The 14,767-nt window shown below is 46.0% G+C and carries 10 protein-coding genes and 1 tRNA gene; 3 read left to right on the top strand and 8 right to left on the bottom strand.

The window, feature by feature from the left end; genetic code table 11:
* Positions 1-26 precede the first annotated feature (26 nt).
* Both B6A14_RS08155 and gltX read right to left on the bottom strand, forming a co-directional pair.
* Positions 27-102, bottom strand: a tRNA-Ala gene (locus tag B6A14_RS08155).
* Between the two features lie 78 nt (positions 103-180).
* The gene (gltX, locus tag B6A14_RS08150; protein WP_087909972.1) at positions 181-1,578 is read right to left on the bottom strand and encodes a glutamate--tRNA ligase; all 1,398 of its coding nucleotides are present in this window, start codon (positions 1,576-1,578) and stop codon (positions 181-183) included.
* Positions 1,579-1,642: 64 nt separating this feature from the next.
* On the opposite strand from gltX, the gene hslO reads away from it, so the two are divergent.
* Positions 1,643-2,608, top strand: coding sequence for an Hsp33 family molecular chaperone HslO (gene hslO / locus B6A14_RS08145; protein ID WP_087909971.1), 966 nt, complete (start codon positions 1,643-1,645; stop codon positions 2,606-2,608).
* A gap of 3 nt (positions 2,609-2,611) precedes the next feature.
* Here hslO and ftsB read toward each other — a convergent pair whose 3' ends face one another.
* The 4 genes from ftsB to B6A14_RS08125 are packed head-to-tail and all read right to left on the bottom strand — an operon-like array spanning position 2,612 to position 6,815.
* On the bottom strand, positions 2,612-2,917 hold the full coding sequence (gene ftsB, locus B6A14_RS08140) for a cell division protein FtsB (protein ID WP_087909970.1): 306 nt from the start codon (positions 2,915-2,917) through the stop codon (positions 2,612-2,614).
* A gap of 16 nt (positions 2,918-2,933) precedes the next feature.
* Positions 2,934-4,226, bottom strand: coding sequence for a phosphopyruvate hydratase (gene eno / locus B6A14_RS08135; RefSeq protein ID WP_087909969.1), 1,293 nt, complete (start codon positions 4,224-4,226; stop codon positions 2,934-2,936).
* Between the two features lie 52 nt (positions 4,227-4,278).
* On the bottom strand, positions 4,279-5,142 hold the full coding sequence (kdsA, locus tag B6A14_RS08130; RefSeq protein ID WP_087909968.1) for a 3-deoxy-8-phosphooctulonate synthase: 864 nt from the start codon (positions 5,140-5,142) through the stop codon (positions 4,279-4,281).
* An 11-nt stretch (positions 5,143-5,153) separates the two neighbouring features.
* Positions 5,154-6,815 carry a CTP synthase gene (locus B6A14_RS08125; RefSeq protein WP_087909967.1) on the bottom strand — a complete coding sequence of 554 codons (1,662 nt, stop codon included), beginning with the start codon at positions 6,813-6,815 and terminating at the stop codon, positions 5,154-5,156.
* 123 nt (positions 6,816-6,938) lie between these two features.
* Here B6A14_RS08125 and B6A14_RS08120 point away from each other — a divergent pair, with 123 nt between their 5' ends.
* Together B6A14_RS08120 and acnB are read left to right on the top strand one after the other, a co-directional pair.
* Positions 6,939-7,127, top strand: a complete 189-nt coding sequence (locus B6A14_RS08120) for a superinfection immunity protein (RefSeq protein ID WP_087909966.1) — start codon at positions 6,939-6,941, stop codon at positions 7,125-7,127.
* Positions 7,128-7,293: 166 nt separating this feature from the next.
* Positions 7,294-9,879, top strand: coding sequence for a bifunctional aconitate hydratase 2/2-methylisocitrate dehydratase (gene acnB, locus B6A14_RS08115; protein WP_087909965.1), 2,586 nt, complete (start codon positions 7,294-7,296; stop codon positions 9,877-9,879).
* Positions 9,880-9,947: 68 nt separating this feature from the next.
* Here acnB and B6A14_RS08110 read toward each other — a convergent pair whose 3' ends face one another.
* Together B6A14_RS08110 and purL are read right to left on the bottom strand one after the other, a co-directional pair.
* Positions 9,948-10,703, bottom strand: a complete 756-nt coding sequence (locus B6A14_RS08110; protein ID WP_087909964.1) for a spermine/spermidine synthase domain-containing protein — start codon at positions 10,701-10,703, stop codon at positions 9,948-9,950.
* Between the two features lie 19 nt (positions 10,704-10,722).
* Positions 10,723-14,760 carry a phosphoribosylformylglycinamidine synthase gene (gene purL / locus B6A14_RS08105; protein WP_087909963.1) on the bottom strand — a complete coding sequence of 1,346 codons (4,038 nt, stop codon included), beginning with the start codon at positions 14,758-14,760 and terminating at the stop codon, positions 10,723-10,725.
* Positions 14,761-14,767 lie beyond the last annotated feature (7 nt).

The raw sequence follows: 14,767 nt of genomic DNA, 5'->3' as shown, positions 1-14,767 counted from the left end.
TGCAAATTACAACCATTTTGAATGCCTGGTGGAGATAAGCGGGATCGAACCGCTGACCTCTTGCATGCCATGCAAGCGCTCTCCCAGCTGAGCTATACCCCCGTAATCCCACAATAAAACCGCAAGACACTCAAAACAATCCAAGATTTTAGCCTATTTTTGTACAAGTGAGCAAATTGCCTAGTGGACTACCTTTGAGAGCCTTTTTAGCGCCTCATCCCGGCCCAATACCATCAATACTGAATCAATCGCTGGGGTCTGGGTGGTAGCGAATAATGCGTAGCGAACAGGCATTGCCAAGGCCGGCATTTTGAGTCCATGCTTGGCTAGCACCTCTTTAAATGCTGCTGCGTAAGCCTCTTTTGTAGCGCTTGCATTTTGAATGGCAAGTATTAAATCCTTTAATGCGGGAACAATAGATTCTGGAATGTTGGCAGCAATCTGCTCAGTACTATGCGATGGTGCTGGCAAGTAAAAGAGCTTAGCCCCTTCTGCAATTTCAATTAAGGTATTGGCGCGATCTTTTAAGAGTCCAACAACCTCAACAAAACTTGGCCCATTTTCTGTATCAATACCCAATTGATGTGCAAAAGGTTTGGTAGCCTCGGCTAATTTTGCTGGATCTGCATTCTGAATATATTGGTGGTTTAACCAAAGTAATTTCTCTGGATTGTGTTGTGCTGGTGAACGACCAAGGCTTGCCAAATCGAACCAATCTACAAACTGTTCTTTTGTAAACACCTCTGCATCGCCATGAGACCAACCCAGGCGAGCCAAGTAATTCAGAATAGCCTCAGGTAAATAGCCTGCTTTTTGGTAGTCCCGGACACTCATTGCGCCATTACGTTTGCTCATCTTCTCGCCGGCATCATTTAGAACGGTCGGCAAATGCGCATATACAGGCGGCATTCCACCTAGGGCCTTCATGATATTAATTTGACGAGGCGTGTTATTGACGTGATCATCACCACGGATCACATGGGTGATTTTCATATCCAAGTCATCGACTACAACACAAAAGTTATACGTTGGTGTGCCATCTGGGCGAGCAATTACAAGATCATCTAGCTCATCATTACTAATTTCAATCTTGCCCTTTACTGCGTCCTCCCAGATAACCGATCCACCAATGGGATTTTTAAAACGGATCACTGGTTGAACACCTTCCGGAATCGGCGGCAAGGTTTTGCCAGGCTCAGGTCTCCATAAACCGTTATAACGTGGCTTTTCTTTATTGGCCATTTGCTGGTCACGAAGCGCATTCAACTCTTCCTCACTCATATAGCAAGAATAGGCAAGACCGCTATCTAGCATCTGCTTGACGACTTCGCGATAGCGATCAATGCGCTGCATCTGGTAGATTGGACCTTCATCCAAATCAAGTCCAAGCCAAGACATACCCTCAATAATCACGTCCACAGCTTCTTGAGTGGAGCGCTCTACATCGGTATCTTCAATACGAAGAATGAAGTCACCTTTATTGTGACGTGCAAATGCCCAGGGGTAGAGAGCACTGCGGAGATTGCCCAAGTGAATAAAGCCCGTGGGACTGGGGGCGAAACGTGTACGAATATGCATAAATCACATTATCTCAGGTCGGACTAATTGGCGGCAAAATTGAAAAACGTGGATACTTTGCCCTATGAACGAATTACTAGTATTTGTCTGTGATGGAGCCCCGGTTCGCGGGGAGATTGTGTCAATCAGTACGGCTTGGCAGGCTGTTTTAGAGCGTCGCAACGATCCGCCAGTTGTGCGCCGTATCCTAGGGGATTTTGTTGGCGCAGCCACCCTCCTTAGCGCTAGCCTGAAGTTTGATGGAACATTGATTATTCAAGCTCAAAGTAAAGGACCAATTCAACTGCTAGTTGTTGAATGTAAGTCTGATTTATCGATGCGAGCCACCGTCAAGCTTTCCGTAGATCCCTCAGAAATCAATCCCAATGCTAGCTTAGGTGAGTTATTAGATGCCAGCAACTCTGGAAAGCTCGTCATCACCTTAGATCCATCAGAGCGTGAACCAGGCCAGCCACCATACCAAGGCATAGTCGCCCTCCAAGAAGAGCGTGGCAATGTGATGAAACCTGTATCAAGCGCTGCAGAGGCAATTGGACTGTATATGCAAAATTCTGAGCAGTTGGAAACCAGGATTTGGTTAACTTCAAATGATTCGCATATTGGTGGACTGCTGTTGCAGCGCATGCCAGATTCCGGCGGGCACGCTCACCTTGATCCACAGACCGCTGCTGAAGGTTGGACACGTATCCAGACTCTAGGCGAGACTATTACTGACGAAGAGCTCCTCACTCTCAAGCCTGAAACGATCTTAAGGCGCCTTTTTTTAGAGGAGTCTACTGAGAATGGGGTGCGCAGCTTTCCACCTCGACAGATTCGCTTCTCTTGCCGTTGCTCACGCAAAAAAGTTGCTGATGTCTTAAGAATGCTTGGCGAAGAAGAGGTACAAGGAATACTGGATGAACAAGGCGCGGTTGAAACTGTTTGCGAATTTTGTGCAAAACCGTATCGCTTTGATGCCGTAGATTGTTTGCAGGTTTTTAAAACTGATTTACTGAGTGATGCTACTCGGCCGCCTTCTAGCGGACACTAAAAATTATTGCTTAATTTCTGTAGATGCAGCAGATTTATCGACTGGCAAGATTTGCACAAAGAACTCGCCCTCTTTAATTAAGCCGTGCTCTGCTCTAGCCCGCTCTTCAATGGCGCGCGTTCCATCTTTCAAGTCTTTAACATCACCGGCTAATTTTGCATTGCGAAGGGCTAAGAGACTATTTTTTGCTTCCTGTAGCTCTACTTGTTTTTCCATCTCATACACTTTGAGCCATCCACCCTTACCCAACCAAAGTGGGTACTGGATTGCGATAAGCAGAACCAGCATAGAGTAGATGACTATCCGCATAAGAGATAAATCTTTTTTAAGCTTCGCGTTTTAAGTTATAGAAGACAGACTTACCTGGGTATGTAGCTACATCACCCAAGTCTTCCTCAATGCGCAAGAGTTGGTTGTATTTAGCAATACGATCAGAGCGGGATAAAGAGCCCGTCTTGATTTGGCCAGCATTCGTACCAACGGCAATATCGGCAATGGTGCTGTCTTCAGTTTCACCAGAACGATGAGAAATCACTGCAGTGTAGTTAGCGCGCTTTGCCATCTCAATTGCTGCAAATGTTTCTGTCAGTGTGCCGATCTGATTAATCTTGATCAAAATAGAGTTGGCAATACCTTTTTCAATTCCCTCTTTAAGGATGCGAGTATTAGTCACAAACAGATCGTCTCCAACAAGCTGGATCTTCTTGCCAAGCTTCTTCGTAATATCAGCCCAGCCATCCCAATCACCCTCATGCATGCCATCTTCAATGGATACGATTGGGAATTGATCGGCCAAGTTACCAAGGTAATCAGAGAACTCGCTAGAGGTCAGCTGCAAACCTTCTCCAGAGAGATGGTATTTGCCGTCTTTGTAGAATTCACTAGCTGCGCAATCTAGCGCCAAAAGAACATCTTCACCAGCTTGGTAACCGGCACCCTCAATCGCCTTCATAATGGTTTGCAAGCACTCATGATTGCTCTTAAAGTTTGGAGCAAAGCCGCCCTCATCACCTACAGTCGTTGGCATTCCTTGAGCACCAAGGATCTTCTTGAGTTCGTGAAAAATTTCAGCGCCACAACGCAAAGCATCCCGGAAGTTTTCAGCACCAACTGGCATCACCATAAACTCTTGAATATCTAAACTATTGTTGGCATGAGCACCGCCATTCACAATATTCATCATCGGTACCGGCAACTGCATTCCGCCTGAGCCGCCAAAATAACGATACAAAGGTAAACCAGCTTCCTCAGCAGCTGCTCTAGCAACCGCCATAGAAACCGCTAGAGTCGCATTTGCACCCAAGCGCGCCTTATTGTGTGTGCCGTCGAGCTCAATGAGGGTGCGGTCTAAAAAAGCTTGCTCAGAAGCATCCAAACCAAGTACGGTTTCTGCAATCTCGACATTGATATTTTGTACTGCATTAAGGACACCCTTACCTAAGTAACGAGACTTATCGCCATCGCGCAATTCGATCGCCTCCCGTGAGCCTGTAGAAGCGCCAGATGGAACAGCAGCGCGACCCATCACACCGGATTCGAGTAATACATCGCACTCTACCGTTGGGTTACCACGTGAATCCAATACTTCTCTACCGATGATGTCAACAATGGCGCTCATGCACCTTCTCCTTAAAACAATATGAAATTGGGATTAATAAATCTGCTGCAATTTATTTAAAGCTATTCTCTAAAAATGGACCGCTAGATTTAACTACTGAATCAATCGCTAGCAGCGATTCCAGCAACTCTTTCATGCGATGCAAGGGAACTGCATTAGGGCCGTCAGATAAGGCTTTAGATGGGTCCGGATGGGTTTCCATAAACAGGCCGCTAATACCAACTGCTACTGCTGCACGGGCTAGTACTGGTACAAACTCTCTTTGTCCGCCACTCGCTGTGCCTTGGCCACCAGGCAACTGAACTGAATGGGTGGCATCAAAAACAACTGGCGCATGAGCTTCGCGCAGAATTGCGAGACTACGCATATCAGAAACTAGGTTGTTATAGCCAAATGAAGCGCCGCGCTCACACACCATAAATTGATCTGGAAGATTTACTTCCTTGGCAGCTGCTCGTGCCTTATCAATGACATTTAGCATCTCGTGTGGCGATAGGAACTGGCCCTTCTTGAAATTTACAGGCTTACCGCTTTGAGCACATGCGCGGATGAAATCAGTTTGTCTACATAAGAAGGCGGGCGTCTGAATCACATCAACTACTTTGGATACGGCCTCGATTTCGCTGATGTCATGCACATCAGTCAAAATTGGGACACCTACTTCCTTTTTAACCTTAGCCAGTATCTCCAGGCCCTTTTCCATTCCTAAACCACGAAATGAATTGCCAGATGAACGGTTGGCTTTATCAAATGAAGATTTATAGATAAACGGAATCTGTAAGGCACTGGTAATTTCTTTTAACTGACTTGCAACATCAATAGCAGACTGCTCAGATTCAATCACGCAAGTTCCTGCGATTAAGAAAAAACGCTTATCTAGACCTACATCGAAACCGCATAGTTTGAATGTGCTCATATCATCCCCCCTTAAGCAACTTGCTTTAATGCAGCATTCTGATGCACCAGAGCCGCACTGATAAACGCAGAGAATAAGGGGTGACCATCGCGCGGTGTAGAGGTAAATTCCGGGTGGAACTGAACACCAAAGAACCAGGGATGCATTGAGTCAGGTAACTCCATCATCTCCGGCAAAGACTCATTAGGTGTTCTGGCAGAAATTATTAAGCCAGATTCTTCAAGTTTTGGGACGTAGGTATTGTTTACCTCATAGCGATGGCGATGGCGCTCATTAACTTCTGCACCATAAATTCGATGGGCTAAAGTACCCACCTTCACAGGGCAACGCTGTGAACCGAGGCGCATTGTGCCGCCAAGGTCAGAATCATTGCTACGTTTTTCAACACGCCCTTCTCTATCCATCCACTCCGTAATCAGAGCTACCACTGGATTTTCAGACTGAGGATCAAACTCAGTACTATTTGCTTTTGAAATGTTAGCTACATGGCGCGCAAACTCAATAACCGCTAACTGCATGCCAAGACAGATTCCCAAGTAAGGAATACCGTTTTCGCGAGCGTAACGGATCGCTGAAATCTTACCTTCAGTTCCGCGCTTACCAAAGCCGCCAGGGACCAAAATAGCATCTAACTTTTTCAAACAATCAATCCCATCTTTTTCAATGATTTCTGAATCAATGTAGTTGATATTCACTTTAGTATGCGTGTGGATACCTGCATGTCGCAGAGCTTCAATCAATGACTTGTAAGACTCGGTTAACTCAACATACTTACCAACCATACCAATGGTGACTTCATGCTGAGGATTGGCCATTTCATAAACTAAATTAGCCCAAACTGAAAGATCAGCTGGCTTAGCATTGATCTCTAGCTCGCGACAAATTAAATCATCCATGCCTTGCGCATGCAGCATTTCTGGAATCTTATAGATCGTATCCACATCCCAAACAGAAATAACAGCTTCTTCTCGGACATTGGAGAATAAAGAAATCTTAGCGCGTTCATCTTCCGGAATTGGGCGATCAGCGCGGCATAACAATACTGTTGGCATGATGCCAATCTCACGCAACTTCTGAACAGAGTGTTGGGTTGGCTTTGTTTTTAACTCGCCAGCACTATGGATATAAGGCACCAAGGTCAAATGGACAAAGGCGCAGCTATGCAGCGGCAGGCGCAAGCTCATCTGCCTTGCAGCCTCTAGAAATGGTAGCGACTCGATATCACCAACGGTTCCACCGATCTCACAAATGGCAATATCTGCTTTGCCATCGTGACTTGCTTTAGCGCCCCGTTCTACAAATGCCTGAATTTCGTTGGTAATGTGGGGAATCACTTGAACCGTTTTACCTAAATACTCACCACGACGCTCTTTACTAATAACTGATTCATAAATCTGGCCAGTAGTGAAGTTATTGCTCTTGCGCATCTTCGCGGATACAAAGCGTTCATAGTGACCTAAATCCAAATCTGTTTCGGCTCCATCCTCAGTCACGAAAACTTCACCGTGCTGAAGTGGGCTCATAGTGCCTGGGTCAACGTTAATATAGGGGTCTAATTTTAGGAGGGTGACTTTCAGGCCGCGGGATTCAAGAATCGCGGCAAGCGAGGCAGCTGCGATTCCTTTCCCTAAAGAAGAAACCACACCACCAGTGACAAAAACGTATTTGGTCATCGCTTAAGCTCTGTTGGAAAAAGTAATTATAACGATAGCTATAAAATTTAAGGAACTTTCAGAGTTGCTTATATATTGTGAGTATTGCTCAAATCTCATTATTTTTGACCTCAATCCACCCCTATGCGCCTCTTGTTTGCCATTCTCATCAGCCTTTTATCCCTCTTTTATTTCTTACCCTTTGCTATTGCATTTAATAAAAAACGGGCTAATTCAGGCGCTATTTTTGCCTTAAACCTCTTTTTGGGATGGTCTCTTATTGGCTGGGTGGTTGCCTTGGTTTGGGCCCTAAAGGACGAGCAAATCCTCTAATTTGGCCTAAAAAGCCTCAATTAGTGCCTTGATTGTATTTCTAGGGCCGATTTTTTAGGGTTTAAACTCTTATATAAGACTTAAAATTGCAACTATAATCATGTGATTCGGGAGAAAATTCCTGTTTAGTCTTTCTATTGATCACATTTACCTCATAGGAAACACAATGTTAGAAGCCTACAACGCCCATGTTGCTGAACGCGCATCCCTTGGTATACCTGCCCTCCCATTAACTAAGGATCAGACTGCTGAACTGGTGAAGTTATTAAAAAATCCACCATCTGGTAAAGAGGCTGAGCTTGTAGAACTCATTACGAATCGTGTCCCTGCTGGCGTCGATGAAGCCGCTAAGGTAAAGGCAGAATTTCTGGATGCAGTTGCAAAAGGCACGGAAAAATCACCGCTGATATCGCGTGTAAAAGCTACTGAATTATTGGGCACAATGCTTGGTGGCTACAACATTAAACCTTTAGTTGAATTATTAAGTGATGCTGAATGTGGCACTGTTGCTGCTGAAGCCCTCAAGAAAACACTCTTGATGTTCGATTATTTCAATGATGTGCTTGAGCTGGCTGAAAAAGGTAATGCAAATGCAAAGGCTGTGATGAAAAGCTGGGCCGATGCAGACTGGTTTACTAGCCGCCCTGCAGTTCCAGAAAGCATGAAGCTCACAGTATTTAAAGTTACTGGCGAGACAAATACAGATGACTTGTCTCCTGCCCCTGATGCGTGGAGTCGTCCAGATATTCCGTTACATGCAACGATCATGTTGAAGAACCCACGTACTGGTATCGAACCAGATGAATCCGGTGTTCGTGGCCCAATGAAGCAAATCGCTGCTCTCCAGAAAAAAGGCAATCAAATTGCCTACGTTGGTGATGTTGTTGGTACAGGCTCATCACGTAAATCTGCTACCAACTCTGTTCTCTGGTGGACTGGTCAAGATATCCCATTCGTGCCAAACAAGCGCTTTGGTGGGGTTTGTCTTGGTGGCAATATTGCTCCAATCTTCTTTAACACTATGGAAGATTCTGGTGCTCTACCAATTGAACTAGATGTATCTCAAATGAATATGGGCGATGAGATTGAGTTGCGTCCATATGAAGGTAAAGCATTTAAAAACGGTCAAGAGATTGCCGCGTTTTCACTCAAGTCACCAGTAATTTTGGATGAAGTGCGTGCTGGCGGTCGTATCCCATTGATCGTAGGGCGGGGTTTAACTGCAAAAGCCCGTGCAGCATTAGGCTTGCCTGCTTCAACAGAATTCCGTCTCCCAGTAAGCCCGCCTGATAATAAAAAAGGTTTCAGCCTGGCCCAAAAGATGGTTGGACGTGCATGTGGTTTACCAGAAGGGCAAGGTATACGTCCTGGCACCTACTGCGAGCCACATATGACTACTGTTGGCTCCCAAGATACAACTGGTCCTATGACGCGTGACGAATTGAAAGATTTAGCTTGCTTAGGCTTCTCTTCCGATTTAGTGATGCAATCTTTCTGCCATACCTCTGCTTATCCAAAGCCAGTAGATATTCGCACTCAACACGAGTTACCACCATTTATGACTAATCGCGGTGGTGTTGCATTGCGTCCGGGTGATGGTGTGATTCATAGCTGGTTAAATCGCTTGCTGCTTCCCGATACCTGCGGCACTGGTGGCGATAGCCACACTCGTTTCCCAATCGGCATTTCCTTCCCCGCTGGCTCCGGCCTAGTTGCTTTCGCGGCAGCGACTGGTGTTATGCCTTTGGATATGCCGGAGTCTGTTTTAGTTCGTTTCAAAGGAAAAATGCAGCCTGGCATCACTTTGCGTGACCTGGTTAATGCGATTCCTTTATATGCAATTAAAAGAGGATTGTTGACGGTTGAGAAGCAAGGTAAGAAAAATATTTTCTCTGGCCGCATTCTTGAAATCGAAGGTCTGCCTGACCTGAAGGTTGAGCAAGCATTTGAATTATCAGATGCTTCTGCTGAACGCTCTGCCGGTGGTTGCACTGTTCATTTGAACAAAGAGCCGATTATTGAGTACATGCAATCCAATATCACCCTGATGAAGTGGATGATTGCGAATGGCTATGAAGATAAGCGCACTCTTGGCCGTCGTATTAAAGCCATGGAAGCTTGGATTGCAAATCCACAATTACTGCAACCTGATGCTAATGCTGACTATGCAGAGATCATCGAAATTAATATCGATGAAATCAAAGAGCCAATTCTTGCATGCCCTAATGATCCAGATGATGTAAAAGTATTGTCTGAGGTTGCTGGTGACAAGATTGATGAAGTCTTTATTGGCTCCTGTATGACCAACATTGGGCACTTCCGCGCAGCTGGTCAAGTCTTGCAAGGCAAGAAAGATATGCCAACCCGTTTATGGGTAGCTCCTCCAACCAAGATGGATGCGATGGTGTTGATGGAGGAAGGCTACTACGGCATGTTGGGTGCAGCTGGTGCACGCATGGAAAGCCCGGGCTGCTCGCTCTGCATGGGTAATCAAGCGCAAATCCGCAAAGGCTCTACAGCCGTATCAACCTCTACACGTAACTTCCCTAACCGCTTAGGTATCGATACTCGAGTGTATTTAGCTTCTGCTGAATTAGCCTCTGTTGCTGCCCTCCTGGGACGCCTGCCTACTCCTGCTGAGTACTTAGAGCAAGTGAAGGCACTAGATGCTAAGGCTAGTGATGTTTACAGATACATGAGCTTTGACAAACTGAAGTCATTTAGTGATGTTGCAGATACTGTGACCGTTTAAATGAGAAATTTATAGGCTGCAAATAAAAAGGCGATCATTTGATCGCCTTTTTTCTGATCCGTATACGGTTAAATAGAAAGCTTAGACTCTTGGCGGACATTTTCGCGACTAATACCCGAAACCCACTGATGAGTTGGCAAATCTGTTTTTGCTTTGATTAACTTGGCACGGGCAGAAACATCGCGCCACTCAGCCTCCAATTTTGGGCCCTTGAAGGCAATTGCAACTACATTGCAATCATGTGATTCTGGAAATAAGAGTACGCGATTATCAAAAGCTTCGCAGATATTTTTGAGATTGATATCAAAGCTCTTGTGACGTGAGAAGAGGTTCACGGTCAGAACTCCTGGTGCCTTTAAGATGTTGTAGCAACCTTTATAAAACTCCAAAGAGCTGGCAGATGGGCCGTCACAAATAGCATCATATAAATCTACCTGGACAGCATCAAAACTATTCTTATATTTTGAGCTCTTCACAAATGCTTTTGCATCGGTTTGAATAGTTTCCAGCCGACGATCATCATCTGGCATGGAAAACATACTTCTTGCAGAGACAATCACAGCGGGATTGAGTTCAACCACAGTTGATTTCACTGCTGGACAATGAAGATGTGTGAACTTAGTCAGAGCCCCGGTACCTAAACCCAACTGCGCAACCCGCATACCCGGCTTAGTTTCAAGAAACAGTAGCCAGGCCATCATTTGCTGGTTGTACTCGAGATAAATCTCATTAGGATCGCGGATGCGCATTGCTCCTTGAATCAGCTCTGTACCAAAATGCAAGTAGCGTATTCCACCACTCTCAGAGAAAGTTACCGGCTCCATCAGCATATTTGCTTAAGAATTACTTCGCCCAATGGCGTGCATTGCGGAATAAGCGCAACCATGGACTTGCACCGTCTGGGGTATCTAACCACTCAGGCGGACACCAACTCATTTGCACGGCCCTGAATACACGCTCAGGGTGCGGCATCATGACTGTAAAGCGGCCATCTGGGGTAGTTACGCCTGTAAGACCGCCAGGCGATCCATTGGGATTTAATGGGTAAGTCTCGGTTGGATTGCCTTGATGGTCAACAAAGCGTAAGGCGGTTAAGCCTTGGTTCTGCAGTTTTTCTAAGTTGCCTTGCTGACTGAAATTGGCGAAACCTTCACCATGAGCTATGGCGATCGGCAATTGACTACCTTCCATACCTTGCGTAAAGATCGAAGGTGAGGCAAGAACTTCTGCCATGACTAAACGCGCTTCATACTGTTCAGATTGATTGCGGGTAAATTTGGGCCAATCCTGTGCGCCAGGAATAATTCCAGAGAGGTTGCTCATCATCTGGCAGCCATTACATACACCTAGGGCGAAACTATCTTGACGATTGAAGAAGCTTGAGAATTGATCTCGTAGCTGCTGATTAAAGAGAATGGTCTTTGCCCAACCCTCACCGGCACCAAGCACATCACCATAACTAAAGCCACCGCAGGCAATTAATCCTCGGAAATCATCTAGCTTTGCTTTACCACTTAATAGATCAGACATATGAACGTCGTAACTATCAAAGCCAGCCCAGTGAACGGCATAGGCCATTTCTACGTGAGAGTTAACACCCTGCTCACGCAAGATCGCCACTTTAGGGCGTGCATTCATTTGAATATATGGGGCAGCTATATCTTCAGCTGCATCAAATGTCAACTTAGGTGACATTCCAGTGTCGGAGAGATTATCTAAAAGAGCAAACTCACTATCGGCACATGCTGGGTTATCTCGCAGGCGCGCAATTTGGTAGCTGGTGTTTGTCCACATCTTTTGTAAAACTTCGCGCGGTTCTGCGAAGATATTCTTAGCATCGCGCCACACTTCAATGCGACCATTAGTATTTGGTTTGCCGATGGTATGACTAAATGCACTTAAACCCAGTTTACGTAGCACCGCAAATACAGCATCTCGATCTCCCCTACGAACCTGAATCACTGCGCCAAGCTCTTCATTAAATAAAGCACGCATGGTTTGTTCATGGCGACGACCGGAGACTTGTTGCGCCCAGTTCTTAGCATCACCGTGGTCAGGCTCTTGACCAGCATCGACAGCAATCATGTCAACGTTAATAGAGACTCCACAATGAGAGGTAAAGGCCATCTCGGCGATACACGCTAATAGACCGCCATCAGAGCGATCGTGATAGGCCAGCAACTGATTTTCTTTGCGCAGCTCAATAATGGCTGCAGCTAAATTCTTTAAATCTTCTGGATGATCTAGATTTGGCGCTTCCTTACCAGATTGACCTAAAACCTGGGCAAGAATACTACCTGCCATACGGTTTTTGCCGCGACCAAGATCAACCAAAATCAACTCAGTATCAAGCGCTGATCCATTGCTCTCTTTAAGCTTCAATTGAGGAGTCAGTGTTTTACGGACGTCCTGCACGGAAGCAAATGCTGAAATAATCAATGAAACAGGGGCAACAACTTTCTTTGCCTCACCACCATCTTGCCAGGCTGTTGCCATCGACAGGGAATCTTTACCAACGGGGATTGAAATACCGAGAGCAGGACATAGCTCCATACCCACTGCTTTGACTGAGTCATACAGTTTTGCATCTTCACCTGGAGCACCACAAGCTGCCATCCAGTTTGCGGACAACTTCACATCTTCCAAAGAGCGAATGTCGGCAGCCAATATATTGGTAATTGCTTCACCTACAGCCATTCGAGCAGCAGCTGGAGCGTCAATGACCGCAACTGGGGTTCTTTCTCCCATGCTCATCACTTCACCACGGTAACCTTTATAGTCCATTAAGGTAACGGCGCAGTCTGCTACCGGTACTTGCCATGGCCCAACAAATTGATCACGAGCATTTAAGCCGCCAACAGTTCTATCGCCGATAGTGATTAAAAATGATTTACTTGCAACCGTAGGTTGTTGTAATACCCAGGCAACTGACTGGGCAAGATCGGCATCTGTCACATCAAGTTCATTGAACTCTTGGGCTACTCGCTGGACATCACGATGCATACGCGGAGGTTTGCCAAGCAATACTTCCATTGGCATGTCAATTGGCATTGCAGCATCAGCACCAGCATCTTGTTTTGAATCACTTAGCTGCAATTGACGCTCAGCTGTGGCTTCTCCAACCACGGCAAACGGGCAGCGCTCACGTGCACAAAGAGATTTAAATAACTCTAAATCCTTGGCTTCAATCGCCAACACATAACGCTCTTGAGATTCGTTGCACCAGATTTCAGCGGGGCTCATACCACTTTCTTCAAGCGGTACATTGCGTAATTTGAATTTAGCCCCTAAACCTGCGCCATCAGCTAGCTCAGGGAATGCATTTGATAGACCGCCAGCACCAACATCATGTATAGAGATAATTGGGTTGTTTGTACCCATGGCTCTACAAGCATTGATCACTTCTTGAGCGCGACGTTCCATTTCTGGGTTACCGCGTTGCACTGAATCAAAATCTAAATCTGCAGTATTGGTGCCTGTGGCAACAGAACTACCTGTTGCGCCACCCATACCAATGCGCATACCAGGACCGCCCAGTTGAATAAGTAAGTGGCCTGCCTGAATCGCCTTCTTTTGAGTATGAATGGAATCGATGCTACCAATGCCACCTGCAATCATGATGGGCTTGTGATAACCGCGACGCGTGCCATCGAGGGTTTGCTCAAATACTCGGAAATAGCCACCCAAAATTGGACGACCGAACTCATTATTAAATGCTGCTCCACCTAAAGGACCATCAATCATGATCTGCAACGGTGTAGCTATACGCTCAGGCTTGCCATACTGTTCACTTTCCCAAGGGAGATCGGTGCCTGGGATATTGAGATTGGAGACCGAGAAGCCCGTTAAGCCTGCTTTAGGACGGCCACCTACTCCGGTGGCACCCTCATCACGAAGCTCGCCACCAGCGCCTGTAGATGCCCCTGGAAATGGTGCTATTGCGGTTGGATGATTATGGGTTTCTACCTTCATTAAGGTATGGACCAAACGAGTATCTTTTGTATAACGATGATCAGCGCCTTGAGGAACCCAAGTCTCTGATTCGCAACCAGCCATCACGGCGGAGTTATCAGAATAGGCGACGATGGTTCCATTCGGTTGTAGCTGATGAGTATTGCGGATCATTGCAAACAATGAACGCTCTTGATCATCGCCATCGATAGTCCAGCTTGAATTGAAAATCTTGTGGCGGCAATGTTCACTATTTGCTTGCGCAAACATGATCAGCTCTACATCGCTGGGGTTCCGTTTAAGGCGAATGAAATTTTCCGTTAAATAATCTACTTCATCATCAGAGAGAGCTAAACCTAGTTCCTGATTGGCTTTATCTAACGCACTCCTACCCTGCTCTAGCACTAGGATCCGGCTCAGAGGACGATCTTCAAGGGTTTGATACAAGGCATTTGCTTCATCTACTGATTGAATAACAGTTTCAGTCATCCGATCATGGATTGCAGTCAGAACTAGTTGCTCTTGTGCTGGACTTAATGATTTTTTAGCCTTCCATGCAAACTGTATGCCACGCTCGATACGCAAAACATTCAGTCCACATTGACGCGCAATATCAGTTGCCTTACTGGCCCATGGAGATACCGTTCCAAAACGGGGAATAACAACAGCGCCTTGGCCAGAGCCTGAATCCTTAGAAAACCAAGATTTACCTTGATGGATTTTGGAATTAAATGGTTGACCGTAAGTCAAGAGGCTAGCGAGTCGCTCCTCATCTTTGGGGCCTAGTGCTAAATCAGACCAAATGAAGTGCAGATATTGCGCCTCAATAGAGTCTAGCTCGATACCTTGCGCTGCTAGGGATGATAAAAGACGCTGCTGGCGGAAGGAGGAAAGCGCGTCGGCGCCGGGCAAAAAGTGGAAAAAAGACATCCCTAGA

Source organism: Polynucleobacter hirudinilacicola (genome assembly GCF_002192535.1).
GTDB classification, from domain to species: domain Bacteria; phylum Pseudomonadota; class Gammaproteobacteria; order Burkholderiales; family Burkholderiaceae; genus Polynucleobacter; species Polynucleobacter hirudinilacicola.
This window is presented reverse-complemented; position numbering and strand designations above follow the sequence as displayed.

Excerpts from the sequence above, each read along its gene's own strand:
- eno (WP_087909969.1), bottom strand. The coding sequence starts at position 4,226 with ATGAGCGCCATTGTTGACATCATCGGTAGAGAAGTATTGGATTCACGT.
- B6A14_RS08120 (WP_087909966.1), top strand. The coding sequence starts at position 6,939 with ATGCGCCTCTTGTTTGCCATTCTCATCAGCCTTTTATCCCTCTTTTAT.
- gltX (WP_087909972.1), bottom strand. The coding sequence starts at position 1,578 with ATGCATATTCGTACACGTTTCGCCCCCAGTCCCACGGGCTTTATTCAC.
- B6A14_RS08110 (WP_087909964.1), bottom strand. The coding sequence starts at position 10,703 with ATGGAGCCGGTAACTTTCTCTGAGAGTGGTGGAATACGCTACTTGCAT.
- B6A14_RS08125 (WP_087909967.1), bottom strand. The coding sequence starts at position 6,815 with ATGACCAAATACGTTTTTGTCACTGGTGGTGTGGTTTCTTCTTTAGGG.
- kdsA (WP_087909968.1), bottom strand. The coding sequence starts at position 5,142 with ATGAGCACATTCAAACTATGCGGTTTCGATGTAGGTCTAGATAAGCGT.
- acnB (WP_087909965.1), top strand. The coding sequence starts at position 7,294 with ATGTTAGAAGCCTACAACGCCCATGTTGCTGAACGCGCATCCCTTGGT.
- ftsB (WP_087909970.1), bottom strand. The coding sequence starts at position 2,917 with ATGCGGATAGTCATCTACTCTATGCTGGTTCTGCTTATCGCAATCCAG.
- purL (WP_087909963.1), bottom strand. The coding sequence starts at position 14,760 with ATGTCTTTTTTCCACTTTTTGCCCGGCGCCGACGCGCTTTCCTCCTTC.
- hslO (WP_087909971.1), top strand. The coding sequence starts at position 1,643 with ATGAACGAATTACTAGTATTTGTCTGTGATGGAGCCCCGGTTCGCGGG.